Raw genomic sequence first — 24315 nt, forward strand, 5'->3', positions numbered from 1 at the left:
ATTGCCGGTGAGCCTCTCCCAGTCGCCCATGCGCCTCCGACAAACGGCCATGCGCTTCGGCGAGCGTCGCCTGTTCGCCGGCCAGCCGCTCGACCTTTTCCGAAGTCGCCCGGTCACTCTGTCCGATCGCCTTGAGGAGGTTGCCCTCCACCGCGCTCCTCGCCGCTTCTTCGCCGGCCCGGAACCTCGTGGCGGAAGCCTCGATGTCACGCCGGAAGGCGTCCGAATCCCTCCTGAACGCCCCGAGGGCGTTACGCGAGACGGCGCTTTCCTCGATCACATCATCGGCCAGAGCCGCCGTGATCAGCGCCAGCATGGCCCGGTCGCGGCCGGCGGCCTGGGGGTCGGCCAGGCCCTCCTTGCCGGCCAGGATGTCGTCGAGCGTGCGCTCGAAGACCGAAGGATGGTGGAAGCGCATATAGCGCTGTCGCATCTGCTCCGACCGGGTCTCCAGCCGCCGCCGGTCGGACAGCTCCCCGAGCCGCGCCTCGAGCTCGTCCCAGTTGCGCCACCAGCCGGTGCCCGCGCCCGTCATCGGGTCGTTTTCGGGATTCCGGTGCGGTCGCCTGGTGTGGGCGAGGTACGGCGTGCCGGAGGCGGCGACCTCGACCAGTGCCCGCGCCCCGTCGGTTGGAAAGGAAGCGACGTAGACGTCGCAATCACAGTCCCACAACGCCTTCGCCACCGACGGTACCCAGGGGCGGTGCACGAAGCCTCGCGGATCGATCCCCTCGCGCCGAAGCGCCTGGTCGATCCCGCCGGTGAGTTCGTCGTTCAGCGGGCCGATATGGATGTGGCGGCCACCGGTGGTCTTCAGGATCAGGGCGATCGCCTCGGGGTAGGTGTAGGCATAGTCGCCGTCGAACTTGAGCGGCGTTCCGGAGGTCGCGGTGACCAGGGCGCCGTTGCGGAGGAAGCCGTGCGGGCGCGGTCCCGGGTCCGGGCAGGTCAACGGAAGCAATTCCGGGGAAAGCCGCTGGGCGCGGGCAATGGCGGCCCCCAGGGGATTGAGCTCGATGAGCGTGATGTCCGGCATGTGCAGCCCGAAGGACGGCCTGCCGTCATTGTGGTGGACCAGCACGCAATCGGCGCAGATCTCCGCCTGGCATGCCGCGACCGCGACCGGGTCGTCGTGATGGTGGAACAGGAAGAGCCGGCCGGGACCAAGCTCCAGGAGCCGCGCCAGAAGGGCGTCGAGCCTGTCGTCGAGCGAGACGCCCTGCAGGCTGGTCGTGCGCTCCCGCGGGATTCCGGTCCGGGCAAGCGCCTCGGCGGTGAGCGCGGGAGGGTCCTTCTTGCTGGCGTTGGTGAGGATCAGATGCGCCCCCGTCGCGTGGTCGCGGCGGGCCTGGACGAAATCCCCGATCAGTGCCGTGTGCCCGCCTTGATCATAGACGTGGCTCGCAAGGTAGACATCCGGCCCGTCTCCCGCTTGCCGGGATGGGGCGCCGGCACCGTTGGCGCGATGGGCATCGAGCCGGGCGCGCCCGTGCTTCCAGAGCTCATGATCGAGACGACGCACGCCGAGCCCGATGCGGCTGAGACCCGGGAGGCGCTGGATCGACCGCAATTCGTCCCGGATGCGTTCAAGGGCTGGTTCCACTGACTGCGATTCCCCACCGGTCACGGCTGCTGCAGATCGGGCCACCAATGGCACCGGTCGAGGCTTGCCTGGATAGCGACCAGATTGGCGGAGACGTCCGCGACAAGGGCGGCGGCGGCGACCGGTATGTCGCCGTCCCGGGACTGGCGCCGGACGGTCTGCTTGGTCATCGCCGAAATGTCCCGGAGGTAGTCGGACATCGCCATCTGTTCCTCGGCCCAGTCCGCCTGCTGGTTCTCGTGGGCTTCCATCGCCTCCCGATAGATCGCCTCGATCCGCGCGGCGAAATCACGGAAATCGGAGCATCGGCGCACCTCCTCCGCGACCCGGCGCGCATCCGTGCTTGAATAGCATTCGACCCTCGTCCGCACGCTCTCCGTGTCCGGCGGCTCGGTGGCGACCGGCGCATAGCCGGCCGCCCGCACATGTTCGAAAGTCCCGGTGGTCACCATCTCGCCGCATGTCGTGGCATCGGCGATCACGACGCAACAGCCGCAGGCGAGCGCTTCCACCGCGTTGCGTCCGCTGGCGAAGACGATGTCATAGTCGTGCAGCCGCTGTTCGGGCTCGTCGAAGATGCGGCCGAAGTCACGGCCGACGAGATCGAGCGCGATCCCGAATCCGGCCATTGCCGCGGCGGCGGCGGCGACCATCGGACTGTCGGGGTGGCAGCGGTCACCGTAGAAGGCCGCCCTGGTCGGCCGGTCGGGGATGTCACGGGCCCGGGCAAACCGCCGAAGGTCGATGCCCGGTGGAACGAGAGCGACGCGATCCCGCGGAATGCCGGCTTCCTCCAGCCACGCAGCCAGGCCCGGCGTCGATGCCACATAGCGGAAGATGCGCGGATGGCGCGGCAGGGGGCCAAGCCGGGCGGACGCGTCGCATTGAAAGACGGCGGGCAAGTCAGGCCGCGCGACGAGCGCGCTCATCGCGTCGAGATGATGTCGCGCGTGAAGGATGTCGGGCCGGACGGAGAGCTTCCCGAGATCGGCGACGACAGGGATCGGATCGATGTCGAGAAGCCGCCTCTGCTGGCGCGGGTCGCTGCCGTAGCCGAAGACGAAGTGGCCGCGCTCCTGGAGCGCGCGAGCCAGATCGCGGACGAAGAGGTTCGCGGCCACGCGCTGATCGAGACGGTCGTTGGTGATCAGAACCTGCATACCGATAGTCCCGTCCGGGAGGTCGTCACGACACCCGCGACCCCGCCGCCGGGATCGCCGGTGGCCGGTGGCGCGGCCGGCAACATCGCCCAACGGGGTCGCGATTTCCAGCGTCATCGGCAGCGGCCACGCGAAGGATCAGGTTCGCGTCGCGATCGCGACCTCCGATCGAGGGTCCCTACTCGCCCCTGCGAATCGCCGCGACCTGCGCGGCAAGGGCCTCCGCCGCGGAATCCGACGACCAGAAGCCGGCATCGCCGGTCTCCGACTGATCGTCGGCCAACTTGGCGACGGGCACCAGGCTCCGAAGATAGCGGCCGGTGGCCCGAAGCGCTTCCGCCGGTTCCTGCCTCGCCTCCCGGTGCTCGGCGATCACCTCCCCGTAGATTTCCTCCATCCGGGAAGCGGCGCGATCGACTCCGCATTCCCGTCGAAGCCGCTGGGTGACGGCCGCCGCCTCCGCCGCATCATACCGCTCGATTTCGCCGACGATCCGCTCGACCGACGGCGGCGGGGAATTCACCGGTATGGTGAAATTCGCTTTCCGGAAGCGGTCGAAATTGTCGCTGCGGACCATCTCGCCGCATCCCTGCTGGCCCAGGACGATCACCGCGCAGCCGGATGCCAGGGAATCCATGGCGGATTTTCCCGAGGCAAAGACAATATCGTAGTTGGGGAGCACCTCTTCCGGATTGTCGATCTCCCTGGTAATGCGCCGGCCGATACGGTCCAGCTCAAGTCCCTGGCCGGCCACCGCCTGACTGACGGCATCGACGATCGCGTTGGGCCGGATGTTATTTCCGAAGACGAGGGCCTTGCGCGGCTTGGGCGATGGCGTACGCGCAACCGGGAAGAGGGTCAGGTCCACCCAGTTCAGGATCACCTCGATGCGGAATGGCGGGAGGTTCGATTCGATCGCAAGGCGCCGCGCCAGCGTCTCGGTAATCGCCAGGTACCGGTAAATCCGCGGATGGATCGGCGGAGTGTCGCTGAACCCGCCGCCATGGCAATGGAAGACCGCCGGCACGTCCGGGAGGCTGGAGATGGCGAGCATCGCATCGAGATGGGATTGGGCATGGATCACGTCGGGAACGAAATCCAGGTCGTCCAGGTCCCAGACGACCTTGACGCCGGCGGTCGGGGCTACCGTGCGCCGTCCGCCAATCGATGCCGAGAAGACCCTGCCCCTGTGCCCGCGGTCCTCCAGGCAAAGAATCAGTTCGCGCGCCGCGCGTTCCGCTCCACCCAGGTTATTGAAACCGTAATCGGTGAAAAGGATGTTCAAGGGGCCTCGTCGCTCGGGTCGCTCGTCGATGGTCCGCTGCGCGCACCCCGGCGCCGGCGTCGTCGACCGGCGATCGCGGCGGAACAGCGCGCATTGCCCGGACCGGCGCGAAGCCCTAGCATTCACCGTCGGCCGCCGCCGGCCGCGAACACCCCGGGATACTGGCCGGCAGGATGCTGATTCTGATCACCAATGAGCGTCTCGATCTGCGTGCCGGATCGGATAGCTTTATTCGCGATCTCGCCAGGGGTCTACAGAAACTCGGCCACTATGTCATGGCCTATGGCAGTGACCCGCATCAGGGCAGACGCCTCGTCGAACGCGATTCCATCTCGGTCGCGACCGATCTGGAGCGGCTGCCGGTACGGCCGGATATCATCCATGCGCGGCATCACCTCGACGCGATGACCGCCATCGCCGCCCTTCCCGGCGTTCCGGTCGTCCATCACTGCATTGGTCCGGCCTGGTCGACCGTGCTGCCGGTCCACCCCCGCATCCATCGATACATCGCCCCGGCAACCGGCATTGCGAACTGGATCGCGCGACAGGGGCCGATCCCGCGCGACCGTATCGACCTCGTTCACAGCGCCGTCGACCCCTTGCGCCTGGCCTCGACGGCGCGGCCCGCCGCCAGCCCGGAACGCCTTCTCGTCTATGACGACCAGATGCTGCCGGATTCGCCAATCGTGCCGGCGATCAAGGCGGCGGCGGACGGTCTCGGGCTTTCGGTCGAATTGGCCGGGCGACGCCTCGGGCGCGTCTTTGGCAACGCCGGGACGCGCCTGCCCGACTATGACATCGTCTTTGCCAGAGGCCGCGCGGCAATCGAGGCGATCGCCTGCGGCTGTGCCGTCGTCGTGGTCTCTCACGACCGCTGCGGGGAGATGGTTGACGAGGGTAATTTCGATCGCCTGAGGGAGGCCGACTTCTCCGTCGACGCGACGCGGCCGCCTACCCCCGCGGAACGGATTGGCGAGATCCTGCGCGGCTACTCGGCTCCGACGACCGCGGCACTTGCCGCCATGGTCGGGTCGCGGTGCGACTTCCCGGCCTATGCGGCGGCGATCGAATCCGTCTACCGCTCCGCTATCGCGATGCACGAAAGCCACGTCGAGGACATCAGGGCGGAGGAGAAGGCGATCGCGGCCTATCTCGCAGGTCTGGTTCCCGCTCTCAAGCGGCAATACAGCACGCAAAGGACGTTCTCCGACATGTCGCTCTGGTCGGAATCGACGTTCCGCGACCTGTCGGCGAAGATGGCCGCCATTCAGGTGGATTCCGACACGCTCCAGGGATAGGCGGGGCGGAGCGTCCGCTCGCCGAGCGTCCATCGCGCGGGGCGCTCACGCGTCGGGGTCCGGCTCGATCGTCGCCGCGATCTGTCGCGCCAGCGCCGCGAAAGCCGCCTTCCTCTTCTGCGGAATCGGCTGCGCTTCGGGCGGCGCGTCGAGCGGCTCGACCAGCGGGACCAGGTCGCGCAGGTAGCGGAACACCGCCCGTTGCTCGGCCGCCAGGTCGGGGGGCGTCCGCTTGTGGATGCCGATGACCTTCTCGTAGATGCCGAGAAACACGTCGACCTGTCGCCTGGCGTCGGCGACCCGGCGCAGACGCAGAGAGGTCGCGCCGACCTCGGCCGCCGAGATCCCGCGGATCTCGCCGAGGATGGCAGCGGACGCCGGCGGCGGCGAATTCACCGGCGGCGTGAAATTGCCTTGCCGGAGCCGATCGAAATTGGACTGGCGAACCAGCTCTCCGCACGTGGTGTTGCCGAGTATGATCACCGCGCAGCCACAGGCCAGCGCCTCGATGGCCGACTTCCCGGAGGCAAAGACAAGGTCGTAGCGGGGCAGGTCCTTTTCCGGAAACAGGACGGTCCGCAGCTTCGTGCCAAGGCCCCGGAAATCGAGCGTCAGTCCGGCCGCGTCCGCCGCCTCGCGGATCTCCCGGCCGACCGCCGAATCCGGGTCGAAGTCGCGCCGGTAGACCAGAGCCTTTCGCGGTCGCTCCGGCGGCTCGCGCCTGACGGAAAAGCGCTCCAGGTCGACCGTGTTGCAGACGACCGCGATATCCCCTTCGTCGATCCCGCTCTCGGTCGCCATGCGGAGGCGAAGCGTCGGCGACATTGCCGTGTATCCGTAGATGCGCGGATGCCTGGGCGGCCGATCGCCATGGGTGGCGCCATGGCTCGAATAGAGCGCGGGAACGCCGGGCAGCGCCATGATGGCCGGCATCGCCACCAGGTGGTGATGCCCGTGGATGATGTCGGGAACAAAAGGCAGGGCATCCAGGCTCCAGACCATCGGGGTCCCGATACCGGCCGATGCGTCTCCGTCGACCGGTTCCCCGACGCCGTAGACCAGCGTCTCATGCCCCCGCCGGCGGAGGCCGGAGGCAAGGTCGCGGATGATCGACTGGATGCCGCCGACACGCTTTGGGCTGGAGCAGGTGAAGAGGACCTTGATGCCCGTGCTCCCTGGCAGACGGGATATCTGTCGCGACACTAGCGCCCGCTCCGGCGCCGAACAAGGTTGACACCGCCACGCGGTGGAGCTTGTTGCTTGGGGACCACCGCGGTCTCCGAGGGGACCACCGACGGCCGCAGCAGCCCCGAGAGACGCCCTGGAACGTGCCAGAGATGCGGATATTGATAACCAATGAGCGGCTCGACCAGCGCGCGGGATCGGACGGTTTCGTTCGCGATCTTGCCCGGGGCCTGCAGGCGCTCGGCCATTATGTCATCGTCTATGGCAGCGACCAGCATCAGCGGCCCCGCTTCCTGGAGCGCGACTCGATACCGGTCGCGGCCGACCTCGAACGGCTGCCGTTCCGGCCCGACATCATCCACGCACGCCACCATCTCGACGCGATGACGGCGGTGTCGGGGCTGCCGGGAGTCCCGGCGATCCATCATTGCATCGCGCCGGCATCGTCGATCGTCCTGCCCGTCCATCCGCGCATCCACCGATATGTCGCCCCCTCCACCGATGTCGCCGGCCGGCTTGCGGGGGAAGGCATCGGGGAGGAGCGCATCGACCTTGTCGGCAATGCTGTCGACCTTCAGCGCTTCGCCCGGAGGCGGGAGCCGGCGACGCCGCCACGGCGGGTCCTCGTCTATGACGATGAGCTCGGAGCCGATTCCCCGGTCGTCTCGGCGATTCGCGCCGCGGCCGCGGCGCGCGGCCTCTCGCTCGATCATCTCGGGCGGCGGTTCGGGCGCGTCATCGACAACCCCGAGCTGCGGCTTCTCGACTATGACATCGTCTGCGCGCGTGGCCGCAAGGCGATCGAGGCGCTCGCCTGCGGCTGCGCGGTCATGATCATCGCGCATGATCGCGGTGAGCGGCTGGTGGACCGGCTCGACGTCGCGCGCCTCCGCGACACGGATTTCTCGGTCGGCGCCGACGCGCCGGTGGCCAGCGCCGATCGCCTGGCGGCGGCATTCGCCGGCTACGCGCCGGAATCGGCCGCGGCGGCGACCGCCGAGGTGCGGTCGGCCTGCGACTTCCCGCGTCTCGCCAGCGAGCTCGAGGCGGTCTATCGCTCGGCGATCGCGATGCATCAGGGCCACGTCGCGGATCCGGCCGCCGAGGAAAAGGCCGCCGCGCGCTATCTGGAGAAGCTGCTGCCGTCCATCAAGCGGATGGAAAAGGCGCAGACGATGGCCGGCGACGTCCCGCTGTCGACGGCGTCGATGCTCCTCGGCGCATCCGCGAGCCTCGCCGCGATCCAGGCCGATCTCGACAAGCCGCGATAGCGGGTGGGTGCGGTATCCGCCGCGGGCCCGGTCCGCCGGCTTTCGCAACCGCGAACCAAGGGCCGCTCCGGCCGCGCCGGGGGACCGGGTTCAGCGGCGCGCCGTCCGGAGTTCGGCTTCGACGAGACGCTCCACCAGGCGTCTCCCCCTGCACTCGGCCGTCCATCCGAGCCGCTGCCGGATTCTGCCCGGATCTCCGACGCTGTATCCGATATCCGCGGGGCGCAGCAATTCTTCCGCCGTCCGCACGTGGTTCTTCCAGTCGAGACCGAAACAGCCGAACGCCGTCGCGACGAAGTCCGTCAGCTCCATCCCTTCCCCCGTGGCGACGACGAAGTCGTTCGGTTCGTCGCATTCGGCGATCGACCGGATGGCCTGGACATATTCCGGCGCCCAGCCCCAGTCGCGAACGACATCGAGATTGCCGAGGTCGAGATGATCGATCTCCTTGTTGTGGACCTTGATGGCGCCGAGCACGATCTTCCGGGTCACGAATGCTTCGGGCCGGAGCGGCGATTCGTGATTGAACAGGATCGCCGACGAAAAGCGATGGCCGCGGAGCCGTCCCTGGTCGACGAGCCAGTGCGTCGTGGCCTTGGCGATGCCGTATGGGCTCCTCGGCAGGAACGGGCACGTCTCGTCCGCCGGCGCCGAAACCGTTCCGAAGCTCTCGGAAGACGACGTATTCACCAATATCGCTTCCGGCCGCGTCTTCTCGACGGCCTGCACCAGGTTATGCGTCCCGATGACGATGCTGTTGATCGTCGCCGCGGGATCCTTGAAGGATTGCGCCACCGAAGACGGCGCCGCGAAATGGAAGACATGCGTATAGGCCTCGGACTCGAGCAGGCCGGCGACCGAATCGAGGTCGTCAAGGTTGAGCGAGAACAGCTCGACATCATCAAGCGCTCCGACCGCGGCCAGCCTCGAGGTATCGGCCGTCTCCCGGCGTCGCGAGGTGCCGTGCACGCGGTAGCCGTCATCCAGCAGCGTCCGGGCCAGATAAGCACCATCCTGGCCGGTGATGCCGGTGATCAATGCTGTCCTGGTATCCTTGACCACGCGGCCGGTCCTTTCGGCGCGACAGAATCACGTGCGCGCATCGCCGTCGCGAATCGCGGCATTGCCCGAGACGCGGTCGAAGCCAGAAACGGGCAGTGCGACCGAAGCTGCCGCAGCACTTGACATCGATCGCACGACTATTGTCTAGCTGCCTGTCGCATATCGGTCCGGCGAAGTGAAGTCGCCCCGCTCGGTTACCCGCCCGTTTCGAAACTTCGGTGTCGGAGGCACATGTCCAACGGCAAGGAATTCAACCTGTTTTCAAAGACAATCGTTGCGGCAAATCCGTCGTTCGCAACCGGAATCGAGACCTTGTTTTGGAACGGGCTGGATGGCGTATGTCGTGACCGGGGCTGGCGCCTGGTCAAGGCCAGCGCCCGGGCAATTCCGGAAGACGAGAATACCTTCATCATTCCCGCGAGACTCGCGGAGCTTGCCGGCGCGCTCGGCAATATCGACGCCGACGAAACGGTCCGGCTTCCGCCATGGATCGATGAAGACACTTTCTTTCGATATATCGACTGGGAGATGCGGCGTTGGGACTATGACACGGCGGACCTGTCCAACGACGTCGCCCGCGGCCTGTCCAAGCTGACGCTCTATATCGACTACATTTTCCGGCAGTTACGCCCGGCCCTGTGCCTGACGACCAACAAGATAGACCATGGCACCGGCCTGTTCCGCGACGCGGCCCTGCACTACGGGGTTTCCACCTTCGTCATCGAACGATCGCCGATCGACAGCATCTGGATCGAACCCGACGGGATATTCCAGGAATCCGAGCTCTGGTCGGCGTGGCCGAAGCGCGCCTCGTCCAGGGACGAAGCCTGGCGGAGGCAAGGGCGAAAGGTCGCAATCGAACTGTCGAGGAACCCCGAGGGATTCCGGGCGCGGGCGACGGGCTCGCTGCAGCTCCGTGCCGAATTGGCCAGGCTGCCGAAGCCATTCATCTTCGTACCGATGGACAACGTGCTCTGGACCGGATGGGCGCAGCACGGACACCCCCAGGGGGCGCTGGACTATCCGCTCTTCGAAAACCCGATCGAGGCGATCCACCACGTGGCGGGAATCGCCCGCGACCTCGGCGGCTCCTTGCGGATCAAGATCCATCCCGCCTGCCGGGAAATCCGACAGGAAGACATGCCCAGGGACGTCGAGATCATCACCGGCGATCTTGCCTCGATCATCAGCGAATGCGACCTGGTGGTCTGCTTCAACACGAAGGTGGCCTTTTCCGCGCTCGCGCTCGAGAAGCCTGTCGTCACGCTCGCGCATAATCCGATCGCCGCTTGCGGCGCGACCTACCATACGCAGGACATGGAAGGCATCCGACCGGCTATCGAAGCCGGAATACGCCGAAAGGATTTCGACGACAAGCTCGAGCGTTTCTATACTTTCCTCGGGTGGTCCAGGTCCGACTTCTTCTATAGCGCCCAGACCAAGCTGAACTTTGTCGAACTGAACCAGCACGACCTGCTCGACAGGCTCGAATCCTCGGTACTGGAGAAACCCGTGATCGCGATGCCGACAGACAAACGGATGGACAACATCCGAGACCTTTTGAAGAGCCACTCGAAATGGCGTTTTCCGAAGTCCGCTCCGACACGGGTGGCCGTGGATTTCGACGTCACCAGACTCGCCAATCTGAAGATCCGCAACAGCGGCATCACCCGCTACTCCGCCGAGTTGCTCGCGTATTTCAAGCACCATTTCCGAGACTTGCGTGCCGTCGTCTTCGACAGGAAGCGGACCGAAGACCTGTTCGGAGGCAGTCTGAAGGCGTTCGGCGAATATCTGGAAATCGAGGTCAGCGAGGCGACCGGATCGATGCTGGACCGCGTCCTGTTCTCGCCATACGGACCGCTGCCCTCCCCCGGCGACGTCAGCTACGGCGCGCGGGTCCTGACGATGCACGACGTCTTCCACCTCACGCGGCAGGCATACTATTTTGCCCATAAGGGCGAGTATACCGGGAACATTATCCGGTCGGTCGGCGCCGATGACTACATCGTGTGCGTTTCGACCTACACGATGCGTGACGTTGTCGATCTCCTCTCGACGAAACCGGAGCGGACGTTTGTCGTTCCGCTTGGAGCATCGGAGATCTTCTTGCGGCGCGACGAGACGGGTGCGGCCTGGCGCAGGAAATATGACCTGGAGGACCAGAAGTATTTCGTCGTCTGGTGCCAGCCGGACCATCGCAAGAACACGCCGGGAACGGTCCTCGCGGCGGTGGCCGCGCTGGATCACATCGACGACCCGTCCCTGTCCGCGGTCTTCATTGCCGACCCGACGTCCATCGACAGCCTCAGGGAGCTGATCGTCCATGCCGACGGCGACCTCTCCAGGACCCGCTTTGTCTCCGGCCTCATGGATGAGGAGCTCGCGGCGCTGTATCACGGCGCGCGCTTCATGGTGTTCACGCCCTTCCTCGAGGGGTTCGGGCTGCCGTTGATCGAGGCGATGAGCACCGGCTGTCCGGTGATTACCTCGGCTTCCTCGTCGTTGACCGAAGTCGGCGGCGACGCCTGCCTGTATACCGACCCGTGGGACCCGCCGACCATCGCCGACGCGATCGTCTCGCTGGCGAACAATTCGTCATTGCGCGACATCCTCGCCAGGCGGAGCCCGCGTCGCGCCGGTCTCTTCTCCTGGGTGCGGACGTCGAAATCCACCGCCGGCGTGGTCGAGGAGGCGGCGCGAAGCCTGCGCCAGGAACCCGCGCGGTCGGCCCCCGCTTTCGGCCCGGCCGGCGCCGCCCGGCTGCTCCAGCTTGGCGAGATCGACGCTGCCGATGTCCGTTTCGACCAGGCGCTGGCCGGGATGCCGGATGGCGAATGCGAGAAGGTCGGCATCGCCACCTACGTGCACGACGAGGGCGCGGGATTCCCCGGCGAAGAGATCTTCCGTGAGTCGATGGACGCCAATCGCCACGGCCTTGTCTGGCGCCTCGAGGATGCCGAAGCGGCCGACCATCTGTTGCTTTTCGAATGCGTCCTCCGACCCGTCGGCCGACGACTCGCCGACATTCGGATCGAACTGGACCACGGGACGGAAAAGGAGCTGATTCTGGATGCGTCGGTCGATGTCGAGCTGGGACAGATGATCCGCAAGGATGGCAGCGCGATCCAAGGCGCCCGGTCCTTTGCCAGCGTCCTCGATGACGGGCGTGTCCATTGCGTCGCATGCGCCCCGACCGGAACCAGGAGCGGGACGATCACCATCCAGATTCTCGGTCGTCGCTTCGCCGACGGGCCCGTCGAATATCAAGGCGAGGGCAGGTTGGTTTTCGGATTATCCAAGGCTCGGGTCTCCCTCCTGAGACTCGATCCCCACACACCGCGTTCCAGGCCAGCCCGGAAACACAACGCGGAATCCGGATCCCGGCATGCGATTGACCGGAAACCGCCGCGCGCTGGATGACATCGGCGGCACGGGCATGCATCGTGCGGATGCCGGCCGAAGGCAATTGCGGTTCCCTTCGCGCCGGGTTGGCGGCAAGCTGGAACCCAAAGGGGCGATCAAGAAGGTAATCATGCGTGCGATCACGATTGCGGACACGGCCTATTTGAACAATACCCGGCGCCTCGTCGTTTCTTTCCTGAAGCATCATCCCGACAGCTCGATCACGGTCTTCTGCGACAATGCCGATGCCGCCCGCCGGTATCTGACGGACCGCCGATGCCGGATAACCGAGCTCGCCGGGATCGCGACCGATGGCGCGAAGCGCGCCAAGTTCACCGCCTACCGGTTGGCGGCCGCCGAGGGGTCGTTCCTGTTCCTCGATTCCGACATCATCGTCCTGAGCTCACTGGCCGAGCTTGAAGACGAGGAACGGCTGGTCGCCTGCGCCGACGACATGTCCGGCTGCCCGTTCATTGAAGACAAGCAGCATCCGTGGCCCGGCGACCCGGGCCTTGCCGCGGATATCTATTTCAACAGCGGCATCGTCTTCTTCCCCGCGGCGCTGGCGGGGTTTCTGGAGGGTCTCCATCACGCCGCCCAGGATGACGACCTCTTCGCCCGCTACATTTTCGACACGCGGCTGGTGGACAATCACTTCCTCTGCGCCTTCGCCAACAAGGAGAAGATCCCGGTTCGCCTCGTGGACGGTACCGTCTTCAACTGGCAGGGCCTGCGAACCGTCGGCAAGCCGAAGTCGCTCCTCGGGACGCGCGACGGCAGGATCGTCAACGAGCCCACATCGCGCCCCATGCGACTTCTTCATTTCGCCGGCATCAAGGACATCGACGCCTTTCTGTTCGACCACGATCCCGAGATCCTGAGGATCGTGGCGGCCAACGCCATCGACACGCCGTTCGACAACCTGAGCCTGTTTGATGTGCCGGGAAGCGCGGCCAATGCCCTTCCGGCCAATGCGCGCGCCGAGGTCGGCCGTGCCCTGATCGACCGCTCCGGCGAGTTGCGGAGTCCGAACGTCCCGGCCCCTTACATCCCGCACCACCGGACGTTTGTCAGCCTTGCCCTGTCGACGGCGGCGTCGGCGGTCGAATGGAACGGACTGCCCTGCGGGGCCGCCTATTTCGAGCCGGACGAATATCATTGGTTCAGGCAGGCGATCCGGTCGGTCGATGCCCGATCGGTCATCGAGATCGGTGCCGGCTATACGTCGATCCTGCTCAACCGGATCGCCGACCATGTTCTGTCGATCGAGGCGCTCGACGGTCCCTGGCTCGAGGACGCCCGGTCGAAGGGCTGCGACGTGGCGCTGGTGCCATTCGACTCCGCCGAACGTCGATTTGACGGCGCTCTCCTGGAAGAGGCGGTCCGGTCGCGCCGGCTGACGATGCCGGACCTGCTTTTCGTCGATTCACCCAACGGCACGGCGAACCGGCAGGGCGCGCTCGGCCAGTTGCTGGAACTGACCGTTCCGCGATACCTGCTCTTCCATGACGCCATTCGCGACGCCGAAATGGTCTATGGCGTGCTGCAGTCCCACGATTACCGGATCGTCGACCAGCTTGCGTCGTTTCGCGGGCTGGTGCTTCTCGAACACGCCACGGGTCGCGAGGCAAGGGAAAGGGAGCCGGCCGGAGCCGGCGTCGACGAGACGGTCGCGCCGGGATTTGCCGTGGAGCTTGCGGGAGCCTCGAGGGTCTGGACGGCGCGGCAGAGATTCCTCCAGCCGGTCTTGCTGACCAACCTCGACAGCGAGACATGGAACAAGGATGGCGAGACCCCCGTCCGGCTGTCCTATCATCTGGTCGCGGCCGACGGCGCTGTCGTCAGGAAGGGCAACCGGCGCACCCTGCTGCCCTGCGACATGGCTCCCGGCGACGCCGTCCGCTTCGACCTCGAGATCGATCCGCACACCGACCAGGCCGACCTCTTCTACGCAATCGACGTCGTCAGGGAGGGCGTCAGATGGTTCTCCGCGGACAAGGCCGCCCCCCTCACCCGATATCCGCTTCCGCGCCAGTAGCGCCGCTCCCGACATCTCCGGCGGCGGCGGCCGACCTTGTCCTGCCGGCGGTTGCCCGCGGCTGAAATCCCTCGTCGACGCTTCCCTTGCCCGGTCAATCGGCGCCGCGGCGCCCGCCGCGCGGGATGGCGGCCGGCTTTTGACCGAACCCGAGTCCGGGGAGCGCCGGGCTGATCCCGCGCCACAGGGTGATCCCCTTGGGAAGGGAACCGGCCCGATAGGCATCGAGGGTCGCCCGCGCCCGGAAGAGCCTCGGCGCCCTGATCAACCGGGCGTTGGCCGGACCGTCGATCTTCTCGGCGATCTCGGCCGCGGTCCCTCGGAATCTTTCGCTGGGGAACAGGTAGAACCGGTACCGACGGTCGCCGACCGGCAGCAGATCCACGTCCGGCCGGTCCAGCGGATTGTAGAAGCCGATGACCGGCATGACGATCCGCTTCGCCGCCACCGACATCCAGGTCGCCAACCACGAAAAGGTGCTGGTGCTGAGAACGACGTTGGCCGAGGTGCGCAGGATGTTGAAGTCATCGACCGGCCGCTCGCTCGAGATGAAGGTCGCTTTCGGGAATCGGCTTCGTATTGCCGCGACATAATCGTTGTCATGCAGCTCGCCGACGAAGACCGGCTTCAGTCCGGTCTTGTCGAGCAGCGACTGATAGAAGCGCAGCGGCAGCAGGGTGTATGACGGATGCATGCCCGTATAGATGTCGCCGGTGCGGATGTTGAACACCAGGTGCTCCCGGTCGAAACCGGTTTGCAGGTCTGGGCGGATCGGGAAGATTTCGCGCGCCAGGTCACGGTAGGCGCCGAAATATTCCAGCCGGGCGGCAAGGCTCTTCGTGTGAATCTCGATGTCGTCCGACTCGCGCAGTCGCGAAAGCGCATGACGCCACGGAATGATGTGGCCGTAGAGGGTTATGACCTCCGCCGCATCGCGCTCCCGATCGGGATGCTCGATCCGCCATTCCGGCATGCTGCAGCCGACGATTTCGCTGCCGGGCACCGAAGCCTGGAGGATTCGCGCCAGCAGGTAGTGGACCATCTGATTGGCCAGTCGCCCTTTCGGATCGAAATCGACACGAATGATCTTGGCCATGGGGTCCGGCGTCAGGAATGCGGTTGAGTGACCAGGCGTCCGCCGCCGGCGGACTTTCGATGATCGCGAAGCCCGCCCCGGCGGCCTTGCGGCAAGCCGCCCGGCAAGCGTCGATCCAATCCCCGGCTTGGGCGGCATCGGACGGCAGTCATATCGCGTCCGGCTCAGGCCGTGGGAGCCCGCGCATGGCCATTCTCCCGCCGTTTCCCGGCCGCGGCGGTCGCGCCGCCGCGTTCGGTTGCGGCCGGTTCCCTGTCCGCCGATGTCTTCGCCGTCGGTTGCGAGGGAGCGTCGAGTTCCGTCCGCAACATCGCCAGCTCGGACAGGAGCCCGTCGCGCTCCAGCCGCAGAAGCCTTGTCTCCTTCCGCAGGACATCGAGCTCCTGCGACCGCTCGGCGAGCTTGACGGCAAGGGACGTGTTGGCATCCTCGATCTGCCTCAGGATTTCGACGGTCCTCTTCCTGGCCTGGTCCGCCCTGGCTTTCGACCTGTCCGCCCCGTCCCTCGCCCTGATCGCTCTGGCCTTCGCCTTGAGAGCCTCGTTGCGGACCCGGTATGCGCGCCCGACGAACGGAAGATACATCCTTGCCTTCCGGAAAATGTCACTCAAGTCTGTCCTCTCCGAGGTCGGTGAACCGACAACCATTGCCGCATTCCATCGAGATCGCCAGTTTAGAAGAACGGCCGTCGGGATGCACCGACAATCGACCCGGAGCGTTCGCGACCGCGGCGCGCGGCAGGCGTCGCCGGACCGTCAGGCGGCCCAGGCAGTGCGGTCGGGCAGTGCGGCCGGGCCACCGACTTTTGCCTGTCACAGACCTCGCGGGCCGTCCTTGCCTCTTTGGTCGCGCCTCCCGGACATTCGAAGGCTCGCTATTCGAAGCGAAGCGATACGAACCCGACACCCAATTCGCGATCGTCGTTGCCGACCGCCTGCCCCGAAGGGCGGGCGAATTTCGGCGGGATGAATTCGATGTGATCGACTGTCTCGGCACCGAGGTCGAACGGCACTCTCATCTCGTTGACGCCATCCGACATCTTCACCCGCCGCAGCTCGGGACCGACCCGTATCAGGAGGTTCTTGTCGATGTTGGCAGCGGACGGCTTCGCGCGAAGCACCAATGTGAATTTCTCGGGCAAGGGGGACTTGAAATCGATTCTGACCGTACGCGCCAATCGCTGGTCCGACCAGCGGCCCCAGGCTTCAGGTCGCAACAGTCCTGCGATGTCGAGGATGAAGTCGGGCAGGCCGGCCCGCGAAAAATCGATCCCCTCTTCGAGTGTTCCGGGATATCGGGCCGAGAACCGATCGATCGCGTAGCCCGCTTTCTGCATTATCGCCTCGTCGCTCAACCCATCGAGGTCGACATCCTCAAAAGGCTCGATCGCGAAGAATGCGACCTGCCGGTCACTCCGGACCAGCTTCGGCGGATACCCCAAGGCCCTGGTGAATTGATCGACGATCGCATCTCCATGGTCGGCGTAGCCACGACGGTCGATATAAATCCCGCGGAATCCCAACCGTCTGACAACGTCGATCTGCTTTTCGACGGGCTCGGTCGCCAGCGAGCGATAGAAATGATCGCCGGCGCGTCCCTCGATTCCTCCGTAGCTCCATCGCAACGTTTTCGAATTGGCGAAGCCCATGCTCAATACGTAACTATTCAGATTGTGCAGCGGCGGCGTTTCCGGAAATGGCATATAAGGCAGCTGATATACCGCGCTGGCATTCGGAAGGGTTCTTTCGATCTCCCGGATGAAATTTCGATCCGTTCGAAACTCTTCTTTCGTCGCGAGCTGGCATCGTTCGCAATAACTCGATGTCTGATCAAACAACCCAATTGCAACAAGGACGAAAGAAGCGGCGGCAATCGCGACCTTTGCCCCTCTTGTCGATAATCCTTTCGTACAGACCATTTGTATCAGCAAAAATAACACGGAGAACGACGCAAAGGCGATGAACACGCTGATCCGGTTCCAGCTTCGGATCATTGATGTTACCAGGTCGGAAAAGACAGCACCCAGCCCTCCAATGGTCCCGAACAAGAACAGCCAGAAAATGTTTATTGCAAAAAATGCAATACGTCGATCGACTGTAGAACCGGAGGAAATAAATAACAATGCCAGTAACCCACCAGCAAAACCAAGAGCTCCAATGAGACCCAAAGACGAGGTTTTATTCTCATTCACTAGCGGATGCGTTGTATTATAATTATCGATATATTTTCTGGCTGCCTCGATCCTATGACTGGAACGCGGATAAATAAGTTGAATTAGCTTCAATCCATATGTCTCTGCCGCCGCTGGCGACCTGTATACCGCCTCGGTGTTCAAACCGTTTGCGTACCTATAGGCGAGGTTGGGGGATACATTAATGATTACGCCAATCGATACCAGTGCAACAAATATTATACCAATAACGAAATTGCTCTTGAATCCAAACCGGATCGCACTCGCTACGGATGATATCCCCAACGTAATGATGCCAAATAACGTATAGTACACTCCAAAAGACGATATTATGAATAGACAAATAGCTGAAATAACATAGAAACTAATTTTGAATCGAGATAGCGGCACGGGATTGGCATCAAACAGCCGCCATGCGATGTAGAAGAATATCGGAATGCAGAAATACCAAGTGTAGAATGTATGTCCCAAGCGAAGAAAATGAAATGGCAGGAACGTAAACAAAACAGAAGAGGCGGTTGCCAGCCACCTATTCAATCCAAATGCCCTAGATACGATATACGATGATATATATACGATCGGAAAACTGAGAAGAAAGAATATATTAATAGACGAATAGTACCTATCCGTAAAGAGGCTTATGATCTTGAAGATCAACAGGTGAGCCGTGTCCGGGATCGGAAAGTCCAGGAATGTCGACCCGAACGGATATCCGCTCCGGACGTTGTCGAAGACCCACCCTTCGATCTGGCGCTGGGCGATCCATGAGTGAAAGAGGAAATCCTTCTGATAGGCATACGGGTAGGCTATGTTTGGGATCAGCCCGCCGGGCCACCCGGACATCAACACGCTGGCCAGAAGGAAGGCGAGGATCGCGCCGGGGATCCATAGCTTCCAGTCATCTCTTGCGTAGTGAAGCGGAAGCGAAAGAGCCAAGGGGTCTGATCGACGTTCGGTCTGTCCGTTGCGGGTCATGAAGAGTGCTTTGCTCCGGGTGTTGCGCGAGGCCGCTCGAGGCCAGTCGCGATTCCGGAACTAAGCACTGATAGCTCCACAATCGCAACGCCTCGGGCTCCATGCGAAGCGCCGTCGAGCGGAACCTGCTCTCGCGGCCCGCACCCTTGACGGTGACCCATTGTCCCGATGGTCGCCCAGTGACGGATTCCGACGCGCCTCGGAGGCTTCCTCAGTCGGCACTGCCGGCGGCGAGCCTGTCGAGCACCTGGCGGGCGACCTTCCTGCCCTCGCGGATCGCATAATTGGTGCCGCGGTCCTCGGGATAGACCTGCGCCATGGTGGCGATCAGCGCGTTGTCGAAGGGGGTCTCGGATTTCGGCACGTATCGGGAATAGTCCCGTTCGGTGACCGGCTGGCCGTATTGCGTGCGCCACACCCGGTAATCGAGAATCCAGCTTCGGTCGAATTCGGGGAACATTCGCTTGAGATGGACCAGGGCGAAGTCGGCATAGTCGTCGTCGGTATAGGACCAGACCGGGTCCTCCACCGGCAGGTAGCGCGACAGATAGGCGATCTTCGACCCGGCGTAGTTTTCCGGGCTGTCGAAATTGGTGTGCTCGATGACGCCGACGAAGGGAAAGCCGGGATCGTTGACGTTCAGCCAGTAGGTGTCCGACAGGCTGCGGTCGAGGCGCAGCACGAGGCACATATTGGCGAGATAGTGCACGCGCCGGAGCCGTTCCAGCCAGTCCGCCGCAGCCACGCCATCGAATATATTGGCGATCAACGGGAAGGCCGGCGTGAAGACGAACTGCCGGCCCGCGACCTCCCGGTCGCCAAGCTTGACGGCGGTCACTTTCCCCTGCTCGGCCTTCACGCCGGTCACCGGCTGATTGAACAGGAACGTGCCGCCCATCTTCTCGACCTCGGCGACGATGAGGTCAGCCAGCCGGCCGAACCCGCCCCGGAAATAGGCCAGTTCCTCCGCGCCCTTGCTGTTGCGCGTGCTGCCACGCAGCGCCAGCTTCTTCCAGAACCAGGCGGCCGACACGTCATCGGCATATTGCGAGAATTTGGCGCTTATCAATGGCTCCCAGACCACGCGATAGACCTTCTCGCCGACCATCGGCTCGAGCCATTCGCGGACCGAGAGATGCTCGATCTGCTTCCAGTCCTTGACCGAACGGACGCGAAACACCAGGGAGCCGAGACGGATGCGTTCGAACAGCGAAAGCGGGGTGAAGCGGATCAGGTCGAGCGGCGTCGAGAGGTTCCAGATGCGGCCGTTGAAATACATGCCGTTGCGCGACGGCAGGGTGATGATGTCTTCCTCGTGGCCGATCTCCCGTACCAGTTCCGGCACGAAGACGTCGTTGTTGAACCAGTGGTGGTAGAATTTCTCGATCACCACGCCATCGGAGAAGCGGAAGGTCCCGGCCAGCCCGCCCGGTGTCTCGTCGGCTTCGACGACACAGACCGTCTTGCCCGCCTTGGCCAGGGTGAACGCCGCGGCCAGCCCGGTATATCCGGCGCCGACGACAACCGCGTCATAGGGTGTTGCTGTCATGGCCCCGGCTCTTGTCCCCGTTTTCCGTCAGGAATGTGATCTGGCAAATCCCGGCACCACCTGTCGAAACAGGTCGGGCCTCACCAGCATTGCGATGCCGCCGGCGACCGTCGTGCTGCCCCACAGGACGAGGTGGACGAGCAGGGCGAAGCTGGCCGCCTGGGCCTGCGTCCCGCCGAGCAGGTCGACGGCCAGCAGGGCAGCGAGATGAAACGTTCCGACATAGCCGGGCGATGACGGCACAAGGGTGGAAAGGGTCGCGACCGCCATCACTACCAGGGCGACCGCGGCGCCACCCGAGATGCCGAGGCCGGTCAGCATGAACCCGTAGAGCCCGGTCTCTCCGGCCCAGCCCAGCATCGAGAGCACCAGGACGAGCGCCAGCGTCGTCGCCCGCGACATCCGGGCGAGTCCGGTCAGGATATCGAAAGAGGCCTCGATCACCTTGGCGACGATCCCCGACCGGTCCGCGCGCGCCCCGCGCAGCTTGATGAAGAATGCGAGCTTGCGGCTGAAGAGGACGATGACGATCAGCGCCGCGAGCGCGCAGATCGAAATGACCAACGCTCCGCGCTCGAGCCAGGCCGGCAGCGCGACAATGCCAACGGCGGCGGTCCCGGCGGCAAGGCAAATGACGAGCGTGATCAGGTCGATGACCCGCTCCAGCAGGACGCTTGCCGCCGCTACCGACCGGCTGATTCCGATCGCGGCGGGGAAGACGAGCACCCTCACCACATCCCCGATCCTCAGCGGCAGCACGTTGTTCAGCGCAATCGAGCCGAGGAAGGCGGCCGCGCTGGAACCGATCGTGGTATCGGCCCCCGTCGCGCGCAGCATCACCGTCCAGCGCAGGATGCGGAAGACGTAGCCGGCGCCCAGCGACAGCAGCGCCAGCACCAGATAGGGCCAGTCGAAAGCCTTGAGCGCGGCCCAGGCCGCGGGGAAGTCGACGATCCACAGCAGCATGCCGAGGCAAAGCGCCGTTATCGCCCAGCCCAGCCATCGGACGTGTCTTCTTCCACTCATTCGTCACCGAAAGCCTTGGGGAGCCCCTCGCGAGACATCGCTCATGGTTTCCATGTCTTCCAGGGTGCGCCGGCTTCCCACAATGCTTCCAGGTCCCGCTTGTCCCGCAACGTGTCGCACGGACGCCAGAAACCGCGATGTTCAAATGCCGAAAGCTGGCCGTCGCGCGCGAGGTCGCGCAGGGGCGCCTGTTCGAACGACGTGGAATCGCCCTCGATATAGTCGAGCACCCGCGGCTCGAGGACAAAGAAGCCGCCATTGATCCAGCCGATCTCGTCGCTGGGCTTCTCGTGGAAGGATTTGACCTTGCGGCCGCCATCGGCGATGTCGAGCACGCCGAAGCGACCGGGCGGCTGGACGGCGGTCACCGTGGCAAGCCGCCCCTCGGCGCGATGGAAGGCGACCTCGGCGCCCAGATCGACGTCCGCCAGCCCGTCGCCATAGGTCATGCAGAAGGTTTCTTCGCCGACGAAGGACGCGACCCGCTTGAGCCGTCCGCCGGTCATGGTGTCGGCGCCGGTGTCGATCAGCGTTACCCTCCAGTCCTCCGCCGCGCTGTCGAGTATTTCGGTCGAGCCGTCGCGAAGATTGACGACCAGGTCGGACAGGTGATTGGCGTAATTGAGGAAGAACTCCTTGATGACGTAGCCCTTGTATCCGAGGCAAACGACGAAGTCCTTGATCCCGTGCTGAGAGTACATCTTCATGATGTGCCACAGCAGCGGCCGCCCGCCGATCTCGACCATCGGCTTTGGCCTGGCTTCCGTCTCTTCAGCGAGACGCGTCCCAAGCCCTCCCGCCAGGATCACAAGCTTCACACCGTATCTCCACCCAATTGCACGTTGCCTAGAGCTTCAGTTCGTCGTCGGAAAAGTTGACGGATTGATCGATGATCGCGACCGGGTCGCCGCGCAACATCACATAAATCCGCAAGATGTATTCCCCGATGATCCCGAGCAGCACCGATTGCAGGCCGATGCCGAACAGGACGAGGATATGGATGCTGGCCAGCCCCGGCGGCAGATCGGGCCGCACCAGGCGGAGGACGACATAATAGATCGTGCCGAGCACGCTCGCGGCCATCGCCGCCAGGCCGACGACCGTGGCGAGGCGCAACGGAACGCTCGAATGATTGAAGACGGCGGTCAGGCCGAGGCGCAATAGCCGGTTCACGCCGAACTTGCTCTTGCCGGCGACCCGCGCGTCGCGATCATATTCGATGCCCATCTGGCGAAAGCCGAGGCCGGCGATCATGCCGCGCAGATAGGGGTTGGGCGTCCGGAACTTGACCAGCGCGTTCAGGACCTTCCGGTCAATCAGCCGGAAGTCACCCGCCTGCCGGGGTATCGGATGCTCGCTGATCATGCCGATGACGGTGTAGCCGACGTTCCGGAAGCCGCGCAGCAACGCCGGTTCCGGACGAGAGCGCCGGATGCCATAGACAACGTCGAAGCCCTCCTCCCATCGATCCATGAAGGCCTCGAGCATCTCCGGCGGATCCTGCAGATCGGCGTCGAGCTGCATGATCGCGTCGCCGCGAGTGTGGAGGAAGTTCGCCAGGATCGAGCGCTGGAACCCGACGCCTTTCGCGAAGCGGATGCCGCGGACGCGATCGTCACGCTTCGACAGTGCCTCGATCTTCTGCCAGGTGTCGTCCTCCGAGCAGTTGTCCGAGAAGACGATCTCGATATCGCAACGGTCGGCCAGCTTGTCGCCGACCGCCACCAGCCGCTGATAGAGCCGGTCCATGTTGTCCGACTCGTTGAGCACCGGAATGGTTATCGATATGAGCGGCCGCTTGCCCCGCGGGGAGCGGCCGGCATCATTCCCAGCCATCGCCATCACGTCCCTGCCGTCGCCTCCTTGCGGCACATGCCCCCGAGGTGCTGCTCGAGATCGGCGACCGGAACCTGCCCGATCGCCGCCGCAAGCTTGTCCGTCGCGGCGACGACTTCGGGCCGATCATCCGGCCGGCGCGGCAACGCTCCGAAATCCAGCAGCGCTTCCGATGCCCCGAGGACGCGCGCCACGCTCCGGGCGAAATCCGCCACCGTCCGCGGCACGCCGCTGCCCAGATTATACTCGCCCGCCAGTCCGCGGTCCTTGCGGAATGCGTCGAGAAACAGCGCCAGGCGCAGGCATACCTCGTCGACGCCGAGATAGTCCCTGACCTGCAGCCCGTCGCTCAGCGCGACCGTTTCGCCGCGTGCCAGGCGCGTCGCCAGCGAGGGCAGCAGCCGATGCGGCTTCTCGCCCGGACCGTAGACGTTGAAGACGCGCAGGACCGCCACATCGAGGCCGATCGACGCTCCGGTCGACTGCACCAGTATCCCGCCGGCCGCCTTGGTCGCCCCGTATAGCGCATGCCGCTCGAGGGGAGCGGTTTCGGGAATCGGCGACGCGCATGGCGCATATTCCGAGCAGGAACCGACCTGGAGGAAGACCTCCGCGCCGCTTTGCCGCGCGGCCGCTGCGAAGGCGGAGGGAAAGACCGCATTGACCGCGACAAGGCGCTCGGGATCGCGGTCGCTCGGCGCGACGCCGGCCGCGGCGAGATTGATGGCAGCGTCATATCGGGCATCCTTCGCCGGCTCCATCGCCCGCAGGATGTCGGCCTGGGTCAGGCCGTCGAGCTCCAGGGTCGTGACGCCCGGAAGCGATCGCCCGCCGCGAACCAACGCGGTGACCTCATGCCCGGATGCGAGAAGGGTCTCGACCAGGGCCCGGCCGATAAGGCCCGTCGCGCCGGTGACCAGAACCTTCAACGACTTCCCTCCACCCGCTTCGCGCAGCCGGCGCGCCAGTCGTCGATTTGTGATTGCGTCACTTCACGCATTGCCGCCGCGCGGTCGGGCGCGTCCAAGATACGGTAGCACTCCGACCTCGGCTTGCCGCGTCACACGCCGATGATCGCCTGTTTGTGCTCCAGGGACATCGGCGAGCCTCGTCGCCAGCATGTCCGATACAGCAATCGGATAAGGCGTAATCCGTCGATCCATACTACCTCCTGCCGATAGGCGCGACCTGATGGTGGCACCTCTGGAAAGTCCCGGTCTTATGGCACAATCCGTTGCTGGTTTGGACATCTCGAAACTGGGGCCGGAAGCGCAAATTCCGTGACGTCAAGAATGCGGGCAGCAGAAGCTGCGCACTGCTCCGCGGCTGGACAGC

The 24315-nt window shown here is 64.6% G+C and carries 17 protein-coding genes; 4 read left to right on the forward strand and 13 right to left on the reverse strand.

Annotated features, from left to right (window positions below; genetic code table 11):
• The 3 genes from KDJ86_RS20045 to KDJ86_RS20055 form a co-directional block, all read right to left on the reverse strand.
• On the reverse strand, positions 1–1603 hold a 1603-nt coding region (locus tag KDJ86_RS20045; protein ID WP_291750062.1), incomplete at its 3' end, for a hypothetical protein.
• A 20-nt stretch (positions 1604–1623) separates the two neighbouring features.
• A complete protein-coding gene (locus KDJ86_RS20050; protein WP_291750064.1) occupies positions 1624–2763 on the reverse strand; it encodes a glycosyltransferase in 1140 nt (379 codons plus the stop codon).
• A gap of 178 nt (positions 2764–2941) precedes the next feature.
• Positions 2942–4048: a glycosyltransferase gene (locus tag KDJ86_RS20055; protein ID WP_291750067.1), complete on the reverse strand. Its 1107-nt coding sequence runs from the start codon at positions 4046–4048 to the stop codon at positions 2942–2944.
• A 173-nt stretch (positions 4049–4221) separates the two neighbouring features.
• Between KDJ86_RS20055 and KDJ86_RS20060 the strand changes: the two genes are divergently transcribed.
• Complete coding sequence (locus tag KDJ86_RS20060) at positions 4222–5346, forward strand: glycosyltransferase (protein ID WP_291750070.1); 1125 nt, start codon at positions 4222–4224, stop codon at positions 5344–5346.
• 45 nt (positions 5347–5391) lie between these two features.
• On the opposite strand, the gene KDJ86_RS20065 is transcribed toward KDJ86_RS20060, so the two are convergent.
• Positions 5392–6549 carry a glycosyltransferase gene (locus KDJ86_RS20065; protein WP_291750072.1) on the reverse strand — a complete coding sequence of 386 codons (1158 nt, stop codon included), beginning with the start codon at positions 6547–6549 and terminating at the stop codon, positions 5392–5394.
• Positions 6550–6683: 134 nt separating this feature from the next.
• Here KDJ86_RS20065 and KDJ86_RS20070 point away from each other — a divergent pair, with 134 nt between their 5' ends.
• Positions 6684–7802, forward strand: coding sequence for a glycosyltransferase (locus KDJ86_RS20070; protein WP_291750074.1), 1119 nt, complete (start codon positions 6684–6686; stop codon positions 7800–7802).
• Between the two features lie 90 nt (positions 7803–7892).
• On the opposite strand, the gene KDJ86_RS20075 is transcribed toward KDJ86_RS20070, so the two are convergent.
• Positions 7893–8864 carry a GDP-mannose 4,6-dehydratase gene (locus KDJ86_RS20075; RefSeq protein WP_291750076.1) on the reverse strand — a complete coding sequence of 324 codons (972 nt, stop codon included), beginning with the start codon at positions 8862–8864 and terminating at the stop codon, positions 7893–7895.
• 231 nt (positions 8865–9095) lie between these two features.
• Here KDJ86_RS20075 and KDJ86_RS20080 point away from each other — a divergent pair, with 231 nt between their 5' ends.
• Complete coding sequence (locus KDJ86_RS20080; protein WP_291750078.1) at positions 9096–12287, forward strand: glycosyltransferase; 3192 nt, start codon at positions 9096–9098, stop codon at positions 12285–12287.
• Positions 12288–12399: 112 nt separating this feature from the next.
• Positions 12400–14307 (forward strand): glycosyltransferase family protein, encoded by a 1908-nt coding sequence (locus KDJ86_RS20085; protein ID WP_291750080.1) that lies wholly within the window; start codon positions 12400–12402, stop codon positions 14305–14307.
• A gap of 94 nt (positions 14308–14401) precedes the next feature.
• Here the strand turns inward: KDJ86_RS20085 and KDJ86_RS20090 are convergent, their stop codons facing one another.
• The 8 genes from KDJ86_RS20090 to KDJ86_RS20125 all read right to left on the reverse strand — a co-directional run bounded on the left by KDJ86_RS20090 (position 14402) and on the right by KDJ86_RS20125 (position 23909).
• Positions 14402–15403 carry an O-fucosyltransferase family protein gene (locus KDJ86_RS20090; RefSeq protein ID WP_291750083.1) on the reverse strand — a complete coding sequence of 334 codons (1002 nt, stop codon included), beginning with the start codon at positions 15401–15403 and terminating at the stop codon, positions 14402–14404.
• A 164-nt stretch (positions 15404–15567) separates the two neighbouring features.
• Positions 15568–16014 carry a hypothetical protein gene (locus KDJ86_RS20095; RefSeq protein ID WP_291750085.1) on the reverse strand — a complete coding sequence of 149 codons (447 nt, stop codon included), beginning with the start codon at positions 16012–16014 and terminating at the stop codon, positions 15568–15570.
• Between the two features lie 263 nt (positions 16015–16277).
• Positions 16278–18569, reverse strand: a complete 2292-nt coding sequence (locus KDJ86_RS20100; RefSeq protein WP_291750087.1) for a DUF7024 domain-containing protein — start codon at positions 18567–18569, stop codon at positions 16278–16280.
• A 211-nt stretch (positions 18570–18780) separates the two neighbouring features.
• Complete coding sequence (locus tag KDJ86_RS20105) at positions 18781–20118, reverse strand: NAD(P)/FAD-dependent oxidoreductase (RefSeq protein WP_291750089.1); 1338 nt, start codon at positions 20116–20118, stop codon at positions 18781–18783.
• A gap of 27 nt (positions 20119–20145) precedes the next feature.
• Positions 20146–21144, reverse strand: a complete 999-nt coding sequence (locus tag KDJ86_RS20110) for a lysylphosphatidylglycerol synthase transmembrane domain-containing protein (RefSeq protein ID WP_291750092.1) — start codon at positions 21142–21144, stop codon at positions 20146–20148.
• A 41-nt stretch (positions 21145–21185) separates the two neighbouring features.
• Positions 21186–21962 (reverse strand): glucose-1-phosphate cytidylyltransferase, encoded by a 777-nt coding sequence (gene rfbF, locus KDJ86_RS20115; protein ID WP_291750095.1) that lies wholly within the window; start codon positions 21960–21962, stop codon positions 21186–21188.
• Between the two features lie 28 nt (positions 21963–21990).
• Positions 21991–22980 (reverse strand): glycosyltransferase family 2 protein, encoded by a 990-nt coding sequence (locus KDJ86_RS20120; protein ID WP_291750097.1) that lies wholly within the window; start codon positions 22978–22980, stop codon positions 21991–21993.
• Between the two features lie 5 nt (positions 22981–22985).
• Positions 22986–23909, reverse strand: coding sequence for an NAD-dependent epimerase/dehydratase family protein (locus KDJ86_RS20125; protein ID WP_291750100.1), 924 nt, complete (start codon positions 23907–23909; stop codon positions 22986–22988).
• Positions 23910–24315 lie beyond the last annotated feature (406 nt).

The sequence above is a fragment of the Bauldia sp. genome (genome assembly GCF_020442045.1).
In the GTDB taxonomy this organism is placed as follows: domain Bacteria; phylum Pseudomonadota; class Alphaproteobacteria; order Rhizobiales; family Kaistiaceae; genus Bauldia.

Coding starts and splice junctions, on each gene's coding strand:
- KDJ86_RS20120 (WP_291750097.1), bottom strand. CDS start 22,980: ATGGCTGGGAATGATGCCGGCCGCTCCCCGCGGGGCAAGCGGCCGCTC.
- KDJ86_RS20110 (WP_291750092.1), bottom strand. CDS start 21,144: ATGAGTGGAAGAAGACACGTCCGATGGCTGGGCTGGGCGATAACGGCG.
- KDJ86_RS20085 (WP_291750080.1), top strand. CDS start 12,400: ATGCGTGCGATCACGATTGCGGACACGGCCTATTTGAACAATACCCGG.
- KDJ86_RS20050 (WP_291750064.1), bottom strand. CDS start 2,763: ATGCAGGTTCTGATCACCAACGACCGTCTCGATCAGCGCGTGGCCGCG.
- KDJ86_RS20105 (WP_291750089.1), bottom strand. CDS start 20,118: ATGACAGCAACACCCTATGACGCGGTTGTCGTCGGCGCCGGATATACC.
- KDJ86_RS20090 (WP_291750083.1), bottom strand. CDS start 15,403: ATGGCCAAGATCATTCGTGTCGATTTCGATCCGAAAGGGCGACTGGCC.
- KDJ86_RS20080 (WP_291750078.1), top strand. CDS start 9,096: ATGTCCAACGGCAAGGAATTCAACCTGTTTTCAAAGACAATCGTTGCG.
- KDJ86_RS20070 (WP_291750074.1), top strand. CDS start 6,684: ATGCGGATATTGATAACCAATGAGCGGCTCGACCAGCGCGCGGGATCG.
- KDJ86_RS20100 (WP_291750087.1), bottom strand. CDS start 18,569: ATGACCCGCAACGGACAGACCGAACGTCGATCAGACCCCTTGGCTCTT.
- KDJ86_RS20060 (WP_291750070.1), top strand. CDS start 4,222: ATGCTGATTCTGATCACCAATGAGCGTCTCGATCTGCGTGCCGGATCG.